The 21925-nt window shown below is 48.9% G+C and carries 20 protein-coding genes; 17 read left to right on the top strand and 3 right to left on the bottom strand.

The genetic code is table 11. The features are described 5' to 3' along the window. A complete protein-coding gene (locus B5F87_RS05950) occupies window positions 1-435 on the bottom strand; it encodes a hypothetical protein (RefSeq protein WP_087278240.1) in 435 nt (144 codons plus the stop codon). Between the two features lie 174 nt (window positions 436-609). Here B5F87_RS05950 and B5F87_RS05945 point away from each other — a divergent pair, with 174 nt between their 5' ends. The 7 genes from B5F87_RS05945 (at window position 610) to glgA (ending at window position 7717) form a co-directional block, all read left to right on the top strand. Next, on the top strand, window positions 610-957 hold the full coding sequence (locus B5F87_RS05945) for a helix-turn-helix transcriptional regulator (RefSeq protein WP_087278237.1): 348 nt from the start codon (window positions 610-612) through the stop codon (window positions 955-957). Window positions 958-1138: 181 nt separating this feature from the next. Next, window positions 1139-1345, top strand: a complete 207-nt coding sequence (rpmE, locus tag B5F87_RS05940) for a 50S ribosomal protein L31 (protein ID WP_087278234.1) — start codon at window positions 1139-1141, stop codon at window positions 1343-1345. A gap of 118 nt (window positions 1346-1463) precedes the next feature. Then, window positions 1464-2411 carry a DUF1385 domain-containing protein gene (locus tag B5F87_RS05935; protein WP_242964280.1) on the top strand — a complete coding sequence of 316 codons (948 nt, stop codon included), beginning with the start codon at window positions 1464-1466 and terminating at the stop codon, window positions 2409-2411. A 5-nt stretch (window positions 2412-2416) separates the two neighbouring features. Then, a complete protein-coding gene (gene prmC / locus B5F87_RS05930) occupies window positions 2417-3277 on the top strand; it encodes a peptide chain release factor N(5)-glutamine methyltransferase (protein WP_087278227.1) in 861 nt (286 codons plus the stop codon). A gap of 54 nt (window positions 3278-3331) precedes the next feature. Next, a complete protein-coding gene (gene prfA / locus B5F87_RS05925) occupies window positions 3332-4411 on the top strand; it encodes a peptide chain release factor 1 (RefSeq protein ID WP_087278224.1) in 1080 nt (359 codons plus the stop codon). Then, a complete protein-coding gene (hisC, locus tag B5F87_RS05920; RefSeq protein WP_087278220.1) occupies window positions 4411-5463 on the top strand; it encodes a histidinol-phosphate transaminase in 1053 nt (350 codons plus the stop codon). Before prfA ends, hisC begins: the two co-directional genes overlap by 1 nt. Window positions 5464-6265: 802 nt before the next feature. After that, a complete protein-coding gene (gene glgA, locus B5F87_RS05915) occupies window positions 6266-7717 on the top strand; it encodes a glycogen synthase GlgA (protein ID WP_087278217.1) in 1452 nt (483 codons plus the stop codon). A gap of 179 nt (window positions 7718-7896) precedes the next feature. On the opposite strand, the gene B5F87_RS05910 is transcribed toward glgA, so the two are convergent. Beyond that, a complete protein-coding gene (locus tag B5F87_RS05910; RefSeq protein ID WP_275532332.1) occupies window positions 7897-9012 on the bottom strand; it encodes a D-alanyl-D-alanine carboxypeptidase family protein in 1116 nt (371 codons plus the stop codon). A gap of 123 nt (window positions 9013-9135) precedes the next feature. On the opposite strand from B5F87_RS05910, the gene B5F87_RS05905 reads away from it, so the two are divergent. The 10 genes from B5F87_RS05905 to B5F87_RS05860 all read left to right on the top strand — a co-directional run bounded on the left by B5F87_RS05905 (window position 9136) and on the right by B5F87_RS05860 (window position 19567). Next, on the top strand, window positions 9136-10122 hold the full coding sequence (locus tag B5F87_RS05905; RefSeq protein ID WP_242964279.1) for a hypothetical protein: 987 nt from the start codon (window positions 9136-9138) through the stop codon (window positions 10120-10122). Further along, a complete protein-coding gene (locus tag B5F87_RS05900) occupies window positions 10123-10956 on the top strand; it encodes a TPM domain-containing protein (protein ID WP_087278210.1) in 834 nt (277 codons plus the stop codon). Window positions 10957-10987: 31 nt separating this feature from the next. Continuing rightward, window positions 10988-11554, top strand: coding sequence for a GNAT family N-acetyltransferase (locus B5F87_RS05895; protein WP_087278208.1), 567 nt, complete (start codon window positions 10988-10990; stop codon window positions 11552-11554). A gap of 214 nt (window positions 11555-11768) precedes the next feature. Next, window positions 11769-12062 (top strand): Asp-tRNA(Asn)/Glu-tRNA(Gln) amidotransferase subunit GatC, encoded by a 294-nt coding sequence (gene gatC, locus B5F87_RS05890; RefSeq protein WP_087278205.1) that lies wholly within the window; start codon window positions 11769-11771, stop codon window positions 12060-12062. 15 nt (window positions 12063-12077) lie between these two features. Next, window positions 12078-13565, top strand: coding sequence for an Asp-tRNA(Asn)/Glu-tRNA(Gln) amidotransferase subunit GatA (gene gatA, locus B5F87_RS05885; protein ID WP_087278202.1), 1488 nt, complete (start codon window positions 12078-12080; stop codon window positions 13563-13565). Beyond that, complete coding sequence (gatB, locus tag B5F87_RS05880) at window positions 13562-14995, top strand: Asp-tRNA(Asn)/Glu-tRNA(Gln) amidotransferase subunit GatB (RefSeq protein WP_087278199.1); 1434 nt, start codon at window positions 13562-13564, stop codon at window positions 14993-14995. The genes gatA and gatB overlap by 4 nt, the downstream gene beginning before the upstream one ends. 202 nt (window positions 14996-15197) lie before the next feature. Beyond that, window positions 15198-15809 carry an NUDIX hydrolase gene (locus B5F87_RS05875; RefSeq protein ID WP_087278194.1) on the top strand — a complete coding sequence of 204 codons (612 nt, stop codon included), beginning with the start codon at window positions 15198-15200 and terminating at the stop codon, window positions 15807-15809. 18 nt (window positions 15810-15827) lie between these two features. Beyond that, window positions 15828-16823 (top strand): 2-dehydropantoate 2-reductase, encoded by a 996-nt coding sequence (locus tag B5F87_RS05870; RefSeq protein ID WP_087278191.1) that lies wholly within the window; start codon window positions 15828-15830, stop codon window positions 16821-16823. Between the two features lie 127 nt (window positions 16824-16950). Further along, window positions 16951-19278, top strand: a complete 2328-nt coding sequence (locus B5F87_RS05865; protein WP_158096973.1) for an LTA synthase family protein — start codon at window positions 16951-16953, stop codon at window positions 19276-19278. A gap of 25 nt (window positions 19279-19303) precedes the next feature. Further along, entirely contained in the window at window positions 19304-19567 is a 264-nt protein-coding gene (locus B5F87_RS05860) for an HPr family phosphocarrier protein (RefSeq protein WP_087278185.1), read from the top strand. Between the two features lie 139 nt (window positions 19568-19706). On the opposite strand, the gene B5F87_RS05855 is transcribed toward B5F87_RS05860, so the two are convergent. Beyond that, entirely contained in the window at window positions 19707-21803 is a 2097-nt protein-coding gene (locus B5F87_RS05855; RefSeq protein WP_158096972.1) for a BglG family transcription antiterminator, read from the bottom strand. Between the last annotated feature and the right edge of the window lie 122 nt (window positions 21804-21925).

Genomic DNA, 21925 nt, shown 5'->3' with positions numbered 1-21925 from the left:
TCAGTCTGCATCGCTCTGGAATTCCCGGCGGATGGTTCTTTTCAGCTTTTCAATGATGACCGGCGACATGGCAGTGAAATATGTATACAGTTCCGGCAGACTTCGGAGCCGGACGTCGATGGCGGCGTAGCGTTCCATTTTATCAAAAAATACATGGATGCCCGAGTCGATAATCCGGATAATGAATTCAGATGGATATGTATGGAGAAGCTGATTTTTTACATCCTTCGTACAGGAGATGATCTCCAGATCCAGTTTGCTTTTATTGGAGAGCTGAGGAAAAGGCTCTGTGAGAAGAAGGGATTTGTAATAATTCAGCCGGAGTAGGTCTTCCTGTTGTTCGAAACGTTTTGTCATGATGAAATAGCAGCATATTTCAAAGTAATTTTCAATCATCTCACGTTTGAGATGCGGTAATAGTAAATCAGAGTACATTTGTCTTGGCCCCTTTCTAAATATGTCTGATTTTTTATTATCCTGTCAGAAAAGTGTGCACGACAGTTTCTATTTAAAAATGATACATTATGTTATAATTTTTGAGTAGGTTTAATCTGTCCAAAGGGGAAGGGATTTTTGGACAAGCTGTCAGAAAAAAAGGAGGCAAGGCAAGTGTTTCGTGAGAATATCGGAGAGAATCTCAGGGAAATACGAAAGAAAAAGGGCAGGATCAGTGTTGCCAGGATTGTGGATAAGATTAATGATTATGGCTATGAATTGTCGGCGGATACCTATTACAAATGGGAGAGGGGAACAAGGAAGCCGCCCTGTGACGCCATCCCCTACATCGCCAAGGCGCTGGGAGTCAGCGAGAATATGATTTTTCATCTTCATGAAGAAAAGGAGAAGAACGAGGAAACTTCATTTCCGGAGGGCATTTACGCCGCCATGGAGAAAAAAGACCAGGCGCTCATCGCGAATCTTATGATTCGGCTGAAAGAAGGCGAGAAAAGATGGTAAATGTATTGGCTTTTTCATATAGGAACAAATGTATTCTGAAAATTAGCGCTGATATTTTATAAATTTTATCCTTGCGCTTACATAAGAGCTATGCTATAATGAGAAAGCTGTTTGTAACGATGATAATTGATGCTTGCATCAATAATAGATGAAAGATATAGTTTTAGAAGAGGTGAAGAAGATGCGTGAAGGAATCCATCCAAAATATTATCAGGCAAAGGTTGTCTGCAACTGCGGCAACGAGTTTGTTACAGGTTCTACAAAGGAAGATATCCATGTAGAGATTTGTTCTAAATGTCATTCATTTTACACAGGACAGCAGAAGGCTGCTAAGGCTCGTGGACGTATTGACAAGTTCAATCGTAAGTATGGCATGACTCAGGAATAATAACCATATGGTTTTATAGAGGCGGCGGCGCTGGTATCATGATGTAACATATCGTGATTTAAGCGTCGTCGCTTTCTCTTTACACGGGGATTTTCCAACGATGAAAGGAGGAATCCATTTGAAGAGAACGAGTATCGGCGGACAGGCGGTCATGGAGGGCGTCATGATGAAGAACATGGAACAGTACGCTGTGGCTGTCCGAAAGCCAAACAATGAGATAGAAGTGATGAAGGGCGAGTATGAGAGTCTGGGAAACCGCTACGCCATCTGCCGGGTACCGATCATCCGGGGCGTGGTCACCTTCGTTGAGTCGCTCTACATCGGTATGAAGACTCTGGCGTTTTCTTCTTCTTTTTATGAAGAAGAGGAAGAAGAACGGGAACCGGGACGGTTTGAGAAGGCGCTCACACGGATATTCGGAGATAAGCTGGAGAGTGTGATCATGGGACTCACCATCATGGTTTCCGTTATACTGGCGGTGGGCATCTTTATGCTGCTGCCGTTTTATCTTTCCAGCCTGCTGGAAGGAGTGATCGCATCCTACACGGTGCGCACCCTCATTGAGGGCGTCATCCGGGTGGGGATTTTCCTTTTGTACATCTGGCTTATTTCCAAGATGGAAGACATCCGCCGGGTATTCATGTACCATGGGGCGGAGCATAAGACTATCAATTGTCTGGAACACGGTGAAGATCTGACGCCGGAAAATATCCGGAAATATTCCCGGTTCCATAAGCGCTGTGGCACCAGTTTTCTGCTGATCGTGATGATTGTCAGCATAATTGTTTTTTTATTTATCCGCGTAGATCAGGCGTTGCTTAAAATGCTGCTGCGGGTGCTTTTGGTGCCGCTGATAGCGGGCATTTCCTATGAGTTTATCCGGCTGGCCGGCAGAAGCGATTCTAAGATCATGGATATTTTAAGCCGTCCGGGTATGTCTTTGCAGTATTTTACCACCAAAGAGCCGGACGATAAGATGCTGGAAGTTGCCATTGCATCGGTGGAAGGTGTTTTTGACTGGAGAGAATACGTGAAGGCCATGCGGAACGGAGAGCTGGAGGACTGAGCGGCATGACAATAAAAGAAGTCAGGGAAAAAATACAGAAACGGCTGAAAAAGTCTGGAATTGAAGATTTTGAATATGAAGCCTGGGCGCTGCTGGAATGGAAGCTTGGCATCGGCAGGGCGGAGTATTTTATGGATCCGGACAGGGTGATTCCCGACGAAGCGTGGGAAGATCTGAACGCGGTGCTCAGAGAGAGAGAACAGCGCGTTCCGCTCCAGTACCTCATGGGAAGCTGTGAATTCATGGGTTATTCTTTTGATGTAGATGAACGGGTGCTCATCCCCCGGCAGGACACAGAGTGTCTGGTGGAGCTTGCCGTGGAGAAGATACGGGAGAGGGAAGAAGAGCATACCTGCCGGGTGCTGGATCTGTGTACCGGCAGCGGCTGCATCGGCATCAGCGTGAAGCTGCTGTGCCCGGAGGCGGAAGTTACTCTGGCGGATGTGTCGGAGGGAGCGCTTGACGTGGCAAAGAAGAACGCCTGGAATCTGGGAGCTTCCGTCCGGCTCGTGCAGGGCGACCTGTTTGAAAATGTACAGGGAACCTATGATTATATTTTATCCAATCCGCCCTACATTCCTTCTCAGGTGATCGAGGAGCTGATGCCGGAAGTCCGGGACTATGAGCCGAGACTGGCGCTGGATGGAACCGGAGACGGTCTTTATTTTTACCGGAGGATCACCGAGGAGGCCGTGTATTATCTGAATTCCGGCGGCTGCCTGCTTTTTGAAATCGGTCAGGAGCAGGGAGACGATCTTCTTTCTATAATGAAGGAACAGGGATTTGAGGAGACAGAGATACGGAAAGATCTGGCGGGCCTTGACCGAATCGCCATGGGACGATGGCCGGGTAAGAAAGAGCCTTAGCCTTAAAAGAGCAGGAAACAAAGATTCATAGATAAAATAAATAGGAGGTACATCATGTTTGATAGATTGGAAGATTTGGTGAAGCGTCTGGAAGAGGTCATGGAAGAACTCAGCGAGCCGGATGTGGTCAACGATCAGGCGAGATTCCGCAATCTGATGAAGGAACAGAACGAGCTGACGCCTATCGTGGAAAAATACAATGAATATAAAGACGCCAAGCAGACCATCGAGGACAGCGTGGAGATGCTGGAGGCAGAGAACGATGAGGAAATGCGTGAGATGTTAAAGGAAGAGCTGTCTGACGCCAAGGCGGCAGAGGCAAGATGTGAGGAGGAGCTGAAGATTCTCCTTCTGCCGAAAGACCCTAACGATGACAAGAACGTTATCGTGGAGATCCGTGCCGGCGCAGGCGGAGATGAAGCGGCACTTTTCGCGGCGGAAATCTATCGTATGTATAAGTCTTACGCCGAGTCCAAACGGTGGAAAACCGAATTTATCGATGTCAATGAAAACGGTATTGGAGGTTTTAAGGAAGTTTCCTTCATGATCAACGGTCAGGGCGCTTACTCCCGTCTCAAGTACGAGAGCGGTGTGCATCGTGTACAGAGAATCCCTGCCACCGAGTCCGGCGGACGTATTCACACGTCCACTATTACCGTGGCCATCATGCCGGAAGCCGAAGAGGTGGACGTGCATCTTGATATGAATGACTGCCGGTTCGACGTGTTCCGTGCGTCCGGTAACGGCGGACAGTGCGTCAACACCACGGACTCTGCGGTTCGTCTGACTCACATCCCGACAGGTATCGTTGTGTCCTGTCAGGACGAGAAATCTCAGCTGAAAAATAAAGAGAAAGCCATCAAGGTACTTCGGGCAAGACTTTATGAGATGGAATCTGCCAAAGCCCACGACGCCGAGGCGGAGCTGCGCAAGAGCCAGATCGGTACCGGCGACCGTGCGGAAAAGATCCGTACTTATAATTTCCCGCAGGGACGTGTCACAGACCATCGTATTAAGCTTACCCTGCATAAACTGGAAAACATTTTGAGCGGAGATCTGGACGAGATCATCGACAGCCTCACCGCAGCCGACCAGGCAGCGAAGCTGAGCAAGTTACAGGAGATGCAGGCGTAATGAAAGAATGGAAAAAAAATATCCGTCGGGTGGTGCCTTATGTGCCGGGTGAACAGCCGAAACAGACGGATGTGATTAAATTAAATACCAATGAGAATCCGTATCCGCCTTCTCCGAAGGTGCAGGAAATGTGTCGTCAGATTGATAATCTTCGGCTGTATCCGGATCCGGCAGCGGCCCGTCTTGTCAATGCCATTGCCGATTACAAGGGTCTTGACAGCAGCCAGGTCTTTGTGGGCGTGGGCTCCGACGATGTGCTGGCGCTGTCCTTCCTCACATTTTTTAACAGCGGGAAACCGATCCTGTTTCCGGATATCACCTACTCTTTTTATGATGTGTGGGCGGATCTGTTCAGGATCCCTTACGAGACAAAGGCGCTGGATGAGGCGTTCCGGATTCGCAAAGAAGATTACTACGGAGAAAACGGCGGCGTGATCTTCCCGAATCCCAATGCACCGACAGGCATTCTGATGCCGCTTGCTGACATCCGGGATATCCTCGATCACAACCAGGATGTGATCGTCATCGTCGACGAGGCGTACATTGACTTCGGCGGACAGACGGCCCAGGAACTTCTGAAAGAATATGAGAACCTGCTGGTGGTGCAGACCTTCTCCAAGTCCCGGTCTCTGGCCGGACTGCGTATCGGCTACGCCATGGGATCGCCGGAGCTGATCAGCGCACTCCACAATGTGAAATATTCTTTTAATTCCTACACCATGAACCAGCCGTCCATTTTACTGGGAGCGGCCTCCGTGGAAGACGACGACTATTTCCGGGAAACCACCGCAAAGATCATCGCCACGAGAGAGTGGTTCAAAGACGAGATGCGGAAGCTCGGCTTTACATTTCCGGACTCCAAAGCCAACTTCCTCTTTGCAGCTCACGAGTCCGTGCCGGCAAAAGAAATCTTCGAAGCCGCCCGCGCCGAGAACATCTACGTACGCTACTTCCCGAAAGAGCGCATCGACAACTATCTGCGTATCACTATCGGCACAGACGAGGAGATGCGGAAGTTTGTGGAATTTTTGAAAAGATATCTGCATAAATAGGGATTTGTCGAGGTGGAACTGCGGTTTTGATAAAATCTGAGGATGTAGGAGCAGACGAGATTTGCAACGCTGTATACACTATAGAAAAACGCAGGCGGGAAGCTCTTCTCCTCCACCTCGGCAGGCTAATTATGGGAACATAAACGATACTATCCCCATGACGCCTGCGCTCACAGTCGTCGCCGACCTTTCCCGCTGTGTTTTTCTATTGAGATATGATGCCGCAAATCTCTGTCTTATTGCATCACTAAGATTGTGACAAAACTCCCGTTCCATCTCGACGGCATCTGTATCAGAGGAGCGTGCTCTTCAGTCTGGTTGCCTGCTTGTATTGCGATTGTTCAATGACAATGCGAAAACAGGTCATTTATATGCAACCTGATCCCCCCATGATTGATCATATCTGCTGTTTTGCAACGTGGTACAGGATTTTTATAGGGATGGAAAGAGTGGTTTTTCACAACACAGATGACGTTTTGGACACAGACAGTTTTCGACCGCGAGCTGTGAACGAGGGCTGTTGTATTTCCTGGGAAAATATATTCTATAGGTCAGACCGAGTGAGGGTCGAGTCGGGAGAACCTGTCTGTGGCCTTACGCCATCGTCTGTGTATCATCCCTTTTCATCTCTATAAATCCCCATTTTTTCTTAATTTATCATAGTAATTACTCCAAAATTGTTGTACAATGAAAAGAAGGAACGCACGCACTGCCGCGTACATTTCAGAATGAACGTGACCGTACGCAGTATCCTGTAATATACTTTAACAAAGGGAAAACTTTTTATTCGAGGAGGATTACCATGAAGAAGATTTTATTTGCTGCTTCTGAATGTGTACCGTTTATGAAAACGGGTGGACTTGCAGACGTTGTGGGGGCATTGCCAAAAGAGTTTGACAAAAATGAATGGGATGTCAGAGTTGTTATGCCGAACTATCGGGGGATTCCGGATAAGTTCCGCAATACTTTTGAGTATGTCACACATTTTTACATGGGCACTGGTCCGATGGTTCCGCATACCCATGTGGGAATCATGAAATATGAGTATAATGGTATTACGTATTATTTCATTGACAATCTGGACTATTTTGGCGCGGAGAAACCGTATGCGGACACCAGGACAGACGTGGAGAAGTATATTTTCTTCTGTAAAGCAGTATTATCCATTCTTCCGATCGTGGATTTCAAACCGGACATTATTCACTGTCACGACTGGCAGACCGGTCTGATTCCGGTATATCTGAAGACGGAGTTCGCGGCGAACCCGTTCTTCTGGGGCATCAAGACGATTATGACCATCCACAATCTCCGGTTCCAGGGTATCTGGGATATCAAGACCATCAAGGGCCTTTCCGGACTGCCGGATTATCTGTTCACACCGGATAAGCTGGAGTATAAAAAAGATGCCAACATGTTAAAGGGCGGCATCGTTTATTCCGACTTTATCACTACTGTGAGCAATACGTATGCTCAGGAGATCCAGACGCCATATTACGGCGAAGGGCTGGATGGACTTTTAAGCGCGAGAAATCAGAGCCTGTTCGGTATCGTAAATGGTATCGATTACACTGCATATAATCCGAAGACAGATGAGTCTATCTATTCGAAATATGATGTGAGAAATTATAAAAAGGGAAAAGCTGCCAATAAGGAAGCTATTCAGAAAGAGCTGGGTCTGGAAGTCAATCCGGATAAGTATCTGATCGGCCTTATTTCCAGACTGACAGATCAGAAAGGTCTTGATCTGATTCAGTATGGTATGGAACGTATTGTGGACGACAATACACAGCTGGTTGTCATCGGTACCGGCGAGCAGAGATATGAAGATATGTTCCGTTACTATGCATATCGTTATCCGAACAAGGTATCTGCGAACATTCTTTATTCTGACGATCTGGCACATAAATTATATGCTGCTGCAGATGCATTCCTGATGCCGTCTCTGTTTGAACCGTGCGGACTGACACAGATTATCGCCTTCCGTTATGGAACGGTTCCGATTGTAAGAGAGACCGGCGGACTGAAGGATACCGTAGAACCACTCAATGAATTTGAGGATACCGGAGATGGTTTCTCCTTCACGAACTATAACGGTGACGATATGGTCAATGTCATCAATTACAGCAAGTACATTTTCTTTGAGCAGAGAAAGATCTGGAATAACATGGTCAAGAGAGGTATGAAGAAGGATCTCTCCTGGGGTGTTTCCAAGAAACGTTACGAAGAGATCTATAATACGCTGATCGGAAGATAGAGTTGAGCTGAATACGACTGTGGTTTTAATATAATTTTACTGAAAATTTTTAATTAAAGTCTTTTTTGCCATAAACAATAAAGAAATATATCCCCCGCAGGAGAGAGATGATTGATATGCTCTTCCTGCGGGGGTGTTTTTATGTGCGGCTTTGTGAAGTCTTCCCTTTAATCCGCTCCTTACCCATAGAAATATTTCTCCAACAGCCTGTCAAGGCACCAGCGATAGTTGATCCGTTCGGTATCTGCCGCTGCTTTCACCGGATATTTCCGATATATTTCCCCGTTGATGGACAGCGTCACGGTGCCCACGGAATCTCCTTCGCGAACGGGGGCGTTCAGGGAGGGGAGAAGATCGGCGGTGCAGACCGCTTTTTCTTCTTCTGGATTCAGAAGAAGGGTGACCGTGCCCGGCTGACTGATGTCGCAGACCTGTGCCTGCCCGTGATCGACGGGAAGCTGGCCGGGGATGTCGTCACCCAGGGAGATGGTCACATTTTCAAAGTTCTCTATGCCGTAGTCCATGAGTTTGCGGGTGTCTTTCCATTTGTAACTGCGGTTGGGCGGCCAGCCGCTGCCGAGAACTACGGAGATCAGCAGGCGGTCGCCAGTTTCCACGGCGCCCACGAAGCAGTAGCCGGCGCCGTTGGTGAAACCAGTTTTTACGCCGATGGCGCCGGGATAGGAAGTGAGGAAGGCGTCTTTGTTGCTGAGAGAGTAGATCTGCCCGCCGGTGATTTCTTTGATGGTATAGGAGGATTCCTGAATGATACTCCTGAAATCCTTATTGTTTAAGGCGTGGCAGGTGAGGATGGCCAGATCGTAGCAGGTTGTGTAATGATTGTCGCTGTCCAGACCATTGGGAGTCTCAAAAGAGGTCTGATAGCAGCCGTAGGAGCGGGCTTCTTCTGTCATGGCCTGGCAGAAAGCCTCCACGGAACCGCCAAGATGTTCCGCGATGGCGATGGCGGCGTCGTTGTAAGATTCCAGCATGAGGGCGTAAAGCAGGTCGGACAGAAGAAACTGGCTGCCCGCTTTTGCACCCAGATGTACTTTCGGGGCTGAGGCCGCCCGCTCGGAAAATGTAACCACGTCCGAAAGATTACCGTGTTCCAGAGTATAAAGGCAGGTCATGATTTTGGTGGTGCTGGCCATGGGCAGCTCTGTTTTTTCCTCTTTTCCAAAAAGCACCCGCTGATTTGTTCCGTCCATTAAAATGGCGGCTTTTGCATAAAGTTCCGAAGGTATTTCCGCTGCGCGTGTTTTTATGGTATGATAAGGAGAAAGAATGAACAAAAGAAACAGGCATAAAAAAGAAATATATTTTTTCAAAGGAGTACTCCTTTCTGGAAATGCGGATTCGCAAAAATGTATTACATTTTATGCCGGAGAAAAGGATATATGATATCCGGGGAGGAAATGATGTTTTATCGTTGTAAAAATTGCGGAGGAAATGTAACCTATCATCCGGAAAAGAAAAAGATGATTTGTGAAAGCTGCGGCAGCGAGGAAAGTCAGCAGGAGATTCCTCAGAAAAAAATCCACATCTGCAGCAACTGCGGAGGGCAGATTGAGACGACAGAATATACTCTCGCCTGCCGCTGCCCGTACTGTCAGACATTCCATATACTGGAGGACCGGATGGAGGGAGAATACCGGCCGCGGCTGCTGCTTCCCTTTTGTCTGGACAGACATCATGCGGCGGAAAAGCTGAGAGAAACTTTTGCCGGAAAAATGTTTCTGCCGTCTAACTTTTGTGCGGTGTCCAGTCTGGAGTCCATGGAAGGCATTTACGTTCCTTTTTGGATGTATGATTTTCACAGTCACATTTATTTTGAAGGCGAGGGTGACCGGGTGAGAACCTGGCGGGAAGGCGATTATGAGGTGACGGAGACAAGGGTGTACCGGCTGATACGGGATTTTGAGGTGGATTATGACAAGATTCCGGTGGATGCGTCGGTGGCTATGGAAGACGGAATGATGGATCTGCTGGAACCTTACCAGTATGGGGAACTTGATGATTTTTCACCGGAATATCTCTCCGGCTTTCAGGCAGACATCTATGAACAGAACAGTGAGACATTGCGGCCGAGAGCAGAAGAAAAGGCAGACGGTTTTTCGGAGGGATACCTTGCAGAAGAAAACGCAGGCTACGCCATGGTGCGGCCCTTCACAGACAGGAAAGAAAACCGGGTGGAGGACAGCTTTTTTGCATTTCTTCCGGTCTGGAAATACATATACCGTTATAACGGAAAAGAATATCCTTTCTATGTAAATGGACAGACCGGTAAAGTCATTGGCGCGCCGCCGGTCAGCCTGGCGCGTGTGTTCGGCATGAGCGCCGCTCTGTTTGCCGTGATTTTCTTCTTTCTGAAAATGTTATGCTATCTTCTGGAGGTACTGTAAATGAACAAGACATATCGGAATATTATAGTGGGAGTTCTTGTAGCCGGTCTGATTCTTGGCGGGCTGGGGCTTTTCCTCAAATACGGCGTGTTCCAGGGGATGATGACCTCGAAACAGGCGCGGACCAATACCCAGTGCCTGACCCAGGAACGCATTTTTGACGAGGCAAATGTATTGACAGACGCCCAGGAGGAGAGCCTGTTTGAGCTGCTGTCAGAAAAAGAACAGATGACAGGCATGGATATTGTGCTCCTGACTATCCGGGAACCCGATATCAATGATTATTATGAGATTCGGGACTACGCCCAGTCCTATTATGAGGAGAATAAATTCGGCTGGGATCAGCCAAACGGCGACGGCGTCATCTACGTGGACAACTGGGCGACCGGCTACTGCTGGCTTTGTACCACGGGAAAAGCATCGGAGAAGCTTGACGACGGAACGATACAGTTCATCATAAACCGGACTAATGAAACTATCAACGAAGATCCGTACGGAGCATACAGGACTATGATCGATACAGTGTCATCGGAAATGCAGAATCTGAATCTGTTCCATTTCCGTATCGGCAATTTCTGGCTGCTGTTGATCGCACTGATCGTTGCGGCAGTTTTTGCGGCCTGCAACCTCATCGGCAACAAAGGAAAGGTCACCACGAGCCGATCCACGTACGTGCCGGACGGTGGTGTAAAGATTAACCGGCATCAGGATATCTTTCTCCGCTCCCATGTGACGCGGACGAAGATAGAAACCGATCACGATTCCGGAGGAAACGGCGGAGGGGGCTCCATCGGAGGAACCGGAGGACACGGAGGCGGCGGAGGCCGTCATTAAAGGATATCATGTGAGGATAGGAGAGATAATAATGGAACAGGAATTGATGCAGCTTGGCGATTTCAGAAAACTTTACGACGCACATATGGGCAATCATTTTCCACCGGATGAGCTCAAGCCATTTTATATTATGGAGAGAGCGGTGAAAGAAGGTAAATATTTTCCATATGGATACTATGAGGACGGGGAACTGAAAGCGTATACCTGTCTGATAAAAACCGGAGATTTCTTTTTGCTGGACCATTTTGCTGTTATGGAACAGGGAAGAGGAAAAGGAACCGGAAGCCGGATTCTTGATATATTAAAAGGGCATCTGACGGATAGAGAAAGCGTGCTGCTGGAAGTGGAGGAACCTTTGGCAGAGGATGAAAGAGAACTTGACCTGCAGAAACGCCGGATTCAGTTTTATTTGAGGAATGGCGCCCGGTATACAGAACTGAAGGCAAGGGTGTTCGGCGTGCCGTATCGGATTCTCAGCTTTGGACGGGAACGGATGAGAGAGAAAGCACAGGAAGCCATGGAAGTTTTATATCATTCCATCCTGAACGATGAAATGTACAGGAGAAATGTATGTTTTGCGCTTGATAAACAAAACTAAATGTGATATGTTTTTTGCGGGAAATATTGTTTTTCTCTGGGAGGAAGATCCGCAGACGGATCAGACCTGCAAATGATGAGATTACCGGGGTACGAGGGTGTGCCTTTTACAGCCTGCGCAGAAGCGTTTTTTACGTTTGCGCAAGCAATGTGCGCCCCTGCCCCGTTTTTTTAGTTTATGGAGACGAAATTATTACAAAAAAGGAGTGAGAAGCATGGCAAATGTGATTTCAGACGAGACGATGGAATATGTCGGAATACTGGCAAAGCTGGAACTTTCTTCTGAGGAGAAGGAGAGGGCGAAGGAAGATATGGCAAAAATGCTTGACTATATTGATACATTGAATGAACTGGACACCAGCGGCGTGGAGCCGATGAGTCATGTTTTTCCGGTTCATAATGTGTTCCGGGAGGACGTGGTGACAAACGGAGACGAGAGAGAAGAAATTCTTGCCAATGCACCGGAAGCAAAAGAGGGAGCTTTTGTGGTTCCGAAAACATTTGATTAGAACAGGAGGACGGCAATGGATTTGATGAAAGATACGGCTGTGACGCTCAGTGAGAAAATCAGGGCGGGCGAGATCACCGTCATGGATGCGGCTATGGCGGCCATGGACGCCATCAGGGAAAAAGAGTCTGCCTATCACTGCTATGTGACAGTTCTTGATAGAGAAGCAGTATTAAAGAGAGCGCAGGAAGTACAGAAGCTCATTGAAGAAGGAAAGCTTAACGGGCCGCTGGCGGGCGTGCCGGCGGCCATCAAGGACAATATGTGCACCCGGGGTGTGCGCACCACCTGCAGCTCAAGGATTCTTGAAGATTTTGTGCCGCCTTACACGGCGGAGGCAGTGGAGAATCTGGAGAAAGCCGGCGTGGTCATCATCGGAAAGACCAATATGGATGAATTTGCCATGGGAAGCACTACGGAGACCTCATATTTCGGCGCAACGAAAAATCCATGGAACGAAGCCCATGTGCCGGGCGGTTCTTCCGGCGGTTCCGCAGCGGCGGTGGCAGCGGAGGAATGTATTTTTGCGCTGGGTTCTGACACCGGAGGTTCCATCCGGCAGCCGGCGTCCTACTGCGGTATCGTAGGCATGAAACCGACCTATGGAACCGTATCCCGGTACGGACTGATCGCCTACGGTTCCTCTCTGGATCAGATCGGGCCTATGGCAAAGGATGTGCGGGACTGCGCGGTGATTCTCGACGCCATCGCTTCCCACGACGAGAAAGACAGCACTTCCGTGAAGAGGGAGGACGGCGATTTTATCTCCGCTTTGATCAATGATGTGGAAGGCATGAAGATTGGTATCCCGAAGGACTACTTTGGAGAGGGGCTTGATGAAGATGTGCGGGAAGCCGTTCTGAAAGCGGCGAAGGTGCTGGAAGCGCAGGGCGCCGTGGTGGAAGAGTTTGACCTCGGCCTTGTAAAATATGCCATTCCGGCCTATTATGTCATCGCCTGCGCCGAGGCCAGTTCCAATCTGGCGCGGTTTGACGGCGTCAAGTACGGATACCGCACGCCGGAATACGAGGGACTTCATAATATGTATAAAAAGACCCGCTCCGAGGGATTCGGCGAAGAGGTGAAGCGCCGGATCATGCTGGGCTCCTTCGTGTTAAGCTCCGGCTATTACGACGCCTACTATCTGAAAGCTCTTCGTACAAAAGCCCTGATCAAACAGGAATTTGACAAGGCATTTGCAAAGTACGATGTGATTCTCGGGCCGGCGGCGCCGACCACAGCTCCGAAGCTGGGCGACAGCCTGAGTGATCCGATAAAGATGTACCTGGGAGACATTTATACTATTTCCGTGAACCTTGCCGGTCTGCCGGGTATCACGGTTCCGTGCGGAACGGACAGAAACGGTCTGCCGGTCGGCCTGCAGCTCATCGGCGACTGTTTCAAAGAGAAAAATATCATCCGGGCGGCGTACACGTACGAGCAGAACCGGGGATTTGCCATGAACGCGCCGGCAGCGGCGAAAGAAGGAGGGGAAAACAGATGAGCAGACAATACGAGACTGTCATCGGTCTGGAAGTGCATGTGGAGCTTGCCACCAAGACGAAGATTTTCTGCGGGTGCAGCACGGAGTTTGGCGGCGCGCCGAATACCCACACCTGTCCGGTCTGTACCGGAATGCCGGGTTCTCTTCCGGTATTAAATAAACAGGTGGTGGAATATGCCGCCGCCGTGGGGCTGGCGACCAACTGCACCATCACGCAGAATTGTAAATTTGACCGGAAAAATTATTTTTATCCGGATAATCCACAGAATTATCAAATTTCTCAGTTATACTACCCGATATGCCGAAACGGTCATGTGGATATTGAGGTGGACGGCCGCAAAAAGTCCATCGGCATCCACGAGATCCACATGGAGGAGGACGCCGGCAAGCTCATCCACGACCCGGTCACGGGCAATTCTCTGGTGGACTTTAACCGAAGCGGCGTGCCGCTCATTGAGATCGTATCGGAGCCGGATATGCGTTCGGCGGATGAGGTCATCGCCTATCTGGAGAAGCTGAGGATGCTCATCCAGTATCTGGGGGCTTCCGACTGCAAGCTGCAGGAGGGCTCCATGCGCGCCGATGTGAATCTGTCGGTCCGCGAGATGGGCGCGGAAGAGTTCGGTACCAGGACGGAGATGAAGAACTTAAACTCCTTCAGCGCCATCGCAAGAGCCATCGAAGGAGAGACAGAACGGCAGATCGACCTGCTGGAAGAGGGCAAAGCCGTAGTGCAGGAGACCCGCCGCTGGGATGATGAGAAAGAATACTCCTATCCGATGCGTTCCAAGGAGGACGCCCAGGATTACCGATACTTTCCGGAACCGGACCTGCCGCCGATCATTATTTCCGATGAGTGGCTGGAGGAGATCCGCAGGAGACAGCCGGAGTTCCGTGATGAGAAACAGGCACGCTATAAAGAAGAGTACGGCCTGCCGGAATACGACATTGACATCATCACTTCGGACAAGACGCTGACCGATATATTTGAGCGCTGCATCGCGCTGGGCGCTGCGCCGAAAGAGATTTCCAACTGGCTCATGGGCGACACAATGCGTCTCTTAAAAGAACAGGAGATGGAAGCCGCCGACCTGCATTTCAGCCCGGAGCATCTGGTAAAGATGATTGCCATGATTGAATCCGGAGCCATCAACCGCAAGGTGGCAAGAAAGGTCTTCGAGGCCATCTTCAAGGACAATGTGGAACCGGAAGCCTATGTGGAAGAAAATGGTCTGAAAACCGTCAGCGACGAAGGCGCACTGCGGAAAGTCATCGAGGAGATTGTGGAGAACAATCCGAAGTCCGTCGAGGACTACAAGGCCGGCAAGAAAAAAGCCATGGGCTTCTTTGTGGGCCAGACCATGCGCGCCATGAAAGGCAAGGCGGATCCGGCCATGGTGAACCAGATTCTCCGGGAGATTCTGGATTAGCGCGGACGGACGCACTGATTGCCCGGCAAATGCTGTGGCGCAGCTGCGCGAGGCGGCATATTTCACATGTATATACAGAAAACACAACGGAAGGACACCGCGCCTTCCGTTTCTTGCATTAAATGTGAAGAGAAAAAGTTTGGAAGTGAACTTCCAGATCTGCCATTATTGACGCAGCAAGTGCGTCAGGAAAGAGGGAAATATGAAAAAGATTCCAGTTTTAAATTCCATGGAAAAGACCCGGGACACCCGGTTTTTAAAAAATTATACGTTAAATTATACCAACGCCGAGGGCGGCGAGAAGATTTATGAGACGGTCAGCAACTTTGACTACGACAGCCCGGAAGAGCTGGGAGAGCGTGCCTCCGGCGTGGTCATTGTGGGCTGGAAGGACGGCAGACTGCTTCTTTGCCGGGAATTCCGCATGGGCGTCAATCATTTTGTTTACAACATGCCGGCAGGGCACATCGACCAGGGAGAAAATGTGGAGGAATGTGCCGGGAGAGAGCTTTTTGAGGAAACCGGACTGGCTTTGAAGAAGGTGTATCAGGTGCTGCCGCCATCCTATGCATCCCCGGATTTGAGCGATTCCTCCGCCTGGGTGGTCTTTGCCGAGGTGGACGGGGAGCTGCCCGGCGGCGTCTCCGAGCATACAGAGGCTGACGAGTGGATACATCCGGGTCTGTACAGCCGTGAAGAAGTGGCAAAGCTGCTCAGAGAAGAGCGCTTTTCGGGAAGAGCCCAGATGGCAGCGTACTTTTTTGCCGCAGGTTTTCCGATGAATACCGGTAAGCTTTCGGAGGGACATTTGTGAAAAAAGAGGGAGAAGGAAATGAAAAAAACACAATTATATGCTAATACATTAACGGATAAAAGAGTTGCCGTCGTGGGAGTCGGCGGTGTGGGCGGTTATCTGGCCGGGATGCTCGGGCAGGTCTGCCCGCATCTTACGCTGGCGGCAAGGGGCGGACGGAAGGAATCCCTGCAGAGGAACGGGTTGATTCTCCACAGTGATTATAAAGGAGAGCTTACGGCCGTGCCGGAGCAGGTGGTGGAAACTAAAGACTTAAAGAAGCAGGATTTCATTTTTATCTGTGTGAAAAACTACTCGCTGGAAGAAGTGTGCCGGGAACTGGCGCCGGCAGTCACCGATGAGACGGTGATCATTCCGGTGATGAACGGCGTCAATCCCGGCGAGCGGGTGCGCAGCTATCTTGGAAGAGGAACGGTGGTGGATTCCCTCATTTATATTGTGGCCTTCGCCAATGAAGACTACTCCATCACCCAGCAGGGGGACTTCGCCCGGCTGTGCATCGGCATAAAAGATGCCGCCGTGCAGCAAGAGAACGAGGCTGCCGTATACCAGAAGAAAGCCGCACCGCAGGAAAAAGCAGCGGAGACCGCCGCTCTCCTGACGGCTGCAGATATAGACTGCGAAGTCGCCGCGGACATTGAGGTGGAGATCTGGCGCAAATACATTTTAAACTGTGCGTACAACGTGGAGACGGCGTTCTATGATAATACCATCGGGCAGCTGCGCCGGGATGAGAAGACGGCGAAAGAATACGAAGCGCTTGTGAACGAGGCGTACCAGGTGGGGCTTGCGAAAGGCGTTGCCATCCGGCAGGAACACATTGACGCAATTATTCATCGTTTCTATTATGAACTGGCCGATGACGCCACCAGTTCTCTGCAGAGGGACATCCGTGCCGGGCGCCGGTCTGAGGTGGATGTGTTCGGCGGTTACATTGTGCGGGAGGCGGAGCGACACGGAATACCTGTGCCTGTTTCACTGAAAATGTACGAAAAACTGCGGGAGTTTCAATAAAAAGCCCGTAAAACTGCGGTTTGCCCGCAAGAATTTCGTCAGAATATGTTTATTGACTTTGTAAAGAAATGTGTTATATTAAAAAAGATTTGTAAAAATAAGGTAAATCAAGATGGAGTGGAGGTTTATGAGCAAAGGAAAAAGAAAAACATTGGGAATACGGAAGTTTTTCAAGGGAAAGTCCGGAAAGAAGTTTCTGGTTTTTCTGGAAGTACTGCTCGTGGCAGCCTTTCTTATGCAGCCGCACCTGTACTATGATGGAACAGCCTCTAACTTTTTCAAAAGATTTTACGCAGATTCCATTACGATCTGCGGGGGATTATGGATTATTCTCGTATTCCTTACAGTTAAAGAAGTACATTTGAGCGATAAGCTGAATAAACGTATCAGCTGGGCCGTGGCGGCGCTGACGCCGTTGGCTGCGTTTTTATGGCTGGAATATTACAACCATATGCAGTTCTGGGGACCGCTGAGCCAGATACCGGCTCTTTATCTGGTGCTGGATCTGGTTATCTATTATGTGATCTATCTGTTTCTGCTGCTGATTTTCAACAGCGTCCGGGGAGCTTCCGTCGCCATGATTGTTGCAACGGCATTTTTTGGAATCCTCAACTATGAGCTAACGGTATTCCGGAGCATGTCCTTTATTGCTTCAGATATCTATTCATTCCTCACGGCGCTTTCCGTGGCAAATACATATCAGGTTGAGATTGATGTGGATACGGCAGAGTTTTTCATGCTGGCGCTGGTGCTCGTCGCGCTGTTGTTTAAGCTGAAGAAGTTTAAGCTGTTCCGCTGGAAGGCGAGAACCGCATTTGCTGCGGCGTATGTCTTCCTGTTTATGGGATTTTGTCAGGTATATGTGTTCAGCGATTATCTGGAAAATATCGGCGTGGATTTCCGCGTGTACCGTCCGCAGTATAAATACCGCTATTATGGGACTCTGCTGACGACCATCCGTACCTTCGGGTATCTGCATGTGACAGAACCGGAGGGATATTCGGTGGATGCAGTGCAGGAGATCACCGATGATTATGTGACAGCTGAGGAAAGCTCCGGCGGTACAGCTGATGTATCTTCCGACAGCACAGTAAATAAACTGGACACCATAAAACGGCTGGACAGCGCCGAGGTAAACGCGGCGGAGATAAAGGATAAGAACAGCACAGACGCAGCGGGTGGAGATACCGCGAACAGCGAGGGCGCCGATGTGTCAGGCAGCACGGCTGAGGCAGCAACCGAAGATTCCACGGAGGCTGAGGCCGAAGAGCAGAAAGCGGACGGCGCATCCGGCGATGCGGATGGAAAGAAGAAAAATAATCCGTCGCAGAAACCGAATATTATCGTGATCATGAATGAGTCTTTTTCGGACTTAAAGGCGGTGGGAGATATGGAAACCACCAAAGATTACATGCCGTTTTTCCGCAAACTAAAAGAAAATACCATCAAAGGCTACACCTATTCTTCCGTATTTGGAGGAAATACAGCTAACTCGGAGTTTGAGTTCCTCACAGGCAACAGTATGGCTTTTCTGCCGGACAACTCCGTACCGTATCAGTTATTCCTGAGAAGCAAGACGGCGGGTCTCACCCATACGCTCGGAGACCAGGGATATGGTCCTCTGTACGCTTTGCATCCGTACTATCAGACCGGATACAGCCGGTATAAGATATATCCGCTGATGGGATTTGACCGTTTCTATACATCGGATGATTTTTCCGTGTTCACAGATACGGTTAATTATCACATCACAGATCAGGAAGACTATGATAAGATCATTAGTCTCTATGAAGAATCACAGAATACAGATTCGCCGTTTTATCTGTTTAATGTAACTATGCAGAATCACGGAAGCTATGATGGAAGTCTTCTGGAGACCGGTGATTCCGTCCGCTTGGAAGGCAATCTGGCAGGATATTCCAAAGCGGAACAATATCTGAATATGGTTAAAATGTCAGACAAAGCGTTAAAACGCCTGATCAATTATTTTAAAGAAGTAGACGAACCGACAGTCATTGTATTTTTCGGAGACCATCAGCCGGATCTGGAAGATGATTTTTACGATGCGCTGCTGGGACAGAGTGTGGAAGATCTGGAAGGAGAAGATCTGGAACAGCTGTATAAGGTGCCTTTCCTGATCTGGGCCAACTATGATATAGAGGAACAGACCATTGAACGCACCAGCAATAATTATCTGAGTACTTATCTTGCCGATGTGGCAGGAATTGAGAAGACAGGATATATGGAATTTTTGACAGATCTTCGGGAGAAGATTCCATGTATTAACGCCATTGGATATTGGGGAGACGACGGAAAGTTCTACGAGATTGAGGATGAGAGTTCTCCATATTATGATTTGATCCATCAGTATAATCTGCTGGAATACAATAATTTATTTGGAAAAGAAGAGCAGCAGACGTCGTTTTTCTATCTGCAGAATCAAAGTGCCGGGTGACCGGTTCGTATAGGGGGAGGGTAAAATGGTATCACAGAAGGTAACAGTTATTAATCCTACAGGCTTGCATGCCAGGCCGGCGGCAGTTCTTGTCCGGGAAGCAAAACAATTTGAGTCGGAGATTTATGTCATGGCGGGTACGCGGAAGGTGGATGCCAAAAATGTTCTGGCGCTGATGGATGCTTCTATTGTGTGCGGTATGGAAATTACGGTGCAGTGTATCGGGGCGGATGAAGAAAAGGCGCTTTCGGCGCTGGTTCAGGCTGTGGAGAGCGGACTGGGAGAATAAAACGAATGATAAAACGGTGAAACCGAAGAATAAAATCGTTATTAAGTGTAATTTTATAGAGTTGTATTCCCAAACCGGGGGCAGCCGCATGATTGCGGCTGCCCCCGGTTCTTTTAGTATGTATAAAATTTCTGAAAACTTACTGCAGGCGACTCTGCACCGTGTTCCGGTAAAAACGGAGCAGAACAACTTCCAGAAGTTTTCCGAAAGTGTCATCGTCCATGCGCTGCAGGGATTTTAACAAATCCGGTTCCTCCAGAAGTGCGCCGATGATCTCGCTGGCTACCGGAGCGGCTGTCTGGCTGCTGTCGCCGGAAGGAATCAGGGAGACGATGGCACCGAGAATCATCCGGGTATTTTCGTAAATAGGCGGTTCCAGACGGATATAGCCAAAACAGGAACGTGTGACCTGCGGGCTGCGTCCGTGCAGTAAAAGCGCGTGAAATGGTTTGATGTAAGTGTTGGCCAGATCGTCTCTGGCTTTGAGTACCTGGTACAGGTGTTTTTCCATCTCCGGTGTGTCTGCGAAAAGAGCGGATGCGTAGGAGATGACTTCATCACGGTTTTGAAGGACCGGGGCCTGCCCGATACGTATGTTGTCAAGAAGCTGATAAATCTCTGTGCCCAGAGCGGAAATGTATTCCACATCTTCCTTATGGATTGGAGATTCCGGAATAAAGGCGTCAGGCGTCTCCTGCTGCGCTTTTTGCTGCTGTAACACCTTTATTTTGGAGTCCAGCAGCATTTTATCCTGTCTGGTCAATATCGGGTTTACATGCAGATATCGATAGGAAATATGAAGTTTTACAGTAGAGATGATCAGATCGATCCCCTCAGCCCGCAGTTTGTCACAGTCAATCTCAAAGGCGGAGGTAATACCCCTCACCGCCAGATCCGGATATTCTTTTTTCAGGCTGGAAGCCAGAAGCCGTGAGCTGCCGATACCGGTGGGACAGACCAGGATGACTGAAATCTGCTGACCGAGCTTTTCAATTCGTTCTTTCGCCATCACAAAATAAATGGTGATGAAACCCGTTTCGCTGCCAGGGACAGCGCGGATGCCGAGCATCGGACAAAGCAGAGACATTCCTTCCTCGCAGGCGTGATAGATGTCCGGATAATTCTCCTGAAAATCTCCCAGCAGAGGATTCTCAATAGGGATTCCTGCCCGCAGCCGGGCTATTGTCGGCTGAATGTGGGCGCTCAGCTCCCTCACAAGCCGTTCGTCGTTCATGAAATTTATGTGCAGTATCTCACTGACCTTTTTGATAATCATGAGAGTAATCTGGTGTACGTCCAGATTCCGGATTTCTGTCAGATCCTGCTGTCCGGAAGGCCAGATGCGCTGTCCGGACAGATAAGCAGCCAGATAAAGCGTTTCGTCCACGGAAATGGACAGATGAAAAAGCTGTCGGATTTGCCTCATGATATATTCGGAAACCGCATATTCCGGCTGGATGGAAAGTTCAGAAAAGGACTGCGCCCCTTCTGCGATAAAATGATTTTGCTGCATCCGGTGGATAGACAGAGAGATATAGACCAGAAGGTGCAGATATCCATTATCGGAAAGGTGAAGATTTAACTGCTCCTCGCACTCTGTCAGAATATGATTTACCTGAAGTACGATCTCTGTCGGAAGTTCACTCCCAAACAGGGTGTCATTCATGGAGAGATCATTTTTACGCAGCTGACCGAGAGCCTGATTTTCATTGATCTGCTGACACAGCCAGGAAGTGATGGCCTGTCGTCTGGCAATTTCGGAGCCTTCAATGAAGATTCCGAGCCCCTGTCTTCTGACCAGCCGGAGGTGATATTTTTCAAACCATGGAATCAGCTGATTGAGAGTGGATGCGAGAGTACCCTCGGAGATGCCGAACTTATCTGTGAAATAAAAAGATTTCAGCGGTTCATCTGAGAAAAGCAGATCTCTGCATAACAGCGTCTGACGTTCTTTTCGATTTTCTCCGGACTGATGCTGATTATTATTTTCATTCAGAAGAGCGATCAGTTCTGCCCTTCGTTCTTCCGGTTCATCCAGAATCAGTCCCACACTTCGTTTGCGCACAAAACGGTATCCCTGCGCTCCCAGCCATTTTTCCACCGTGGGCAGCTCGCGCTGTATGGAACGGTTGCTGATGCCCAGTTCTTCTGAAATAATGCCGATGGTGACAGGATTGTCCTGTGGAAAACGGGCGAGAATTTTTATGATATTTTCTGCACGTTGAGTAAGCTGCATAGTATTCTCCTTTATTTGTATTTTTACAGGAAATGTACAGAGTATGTGACGATTCGGTGATGCGTATGTAAAATGCAAGTGGGTATCACGAATATATATGCATATATTATACAGGACTTTTT

It is taken from the genome of Eubacterium sp. An3, assembly GCF_002159465.1.
GTDB lineage: Bacteria > Bacillota > Clostridia > Lachnospirales > Lachnospiraceae > Anaerobutyricum > Anaerobutyricum stercoris.
The sequence above is the reverse complement of the archived record's forward strand: the minus strand, read 5'-3'. Positions and strand labels throughout refer to the sequence as shown.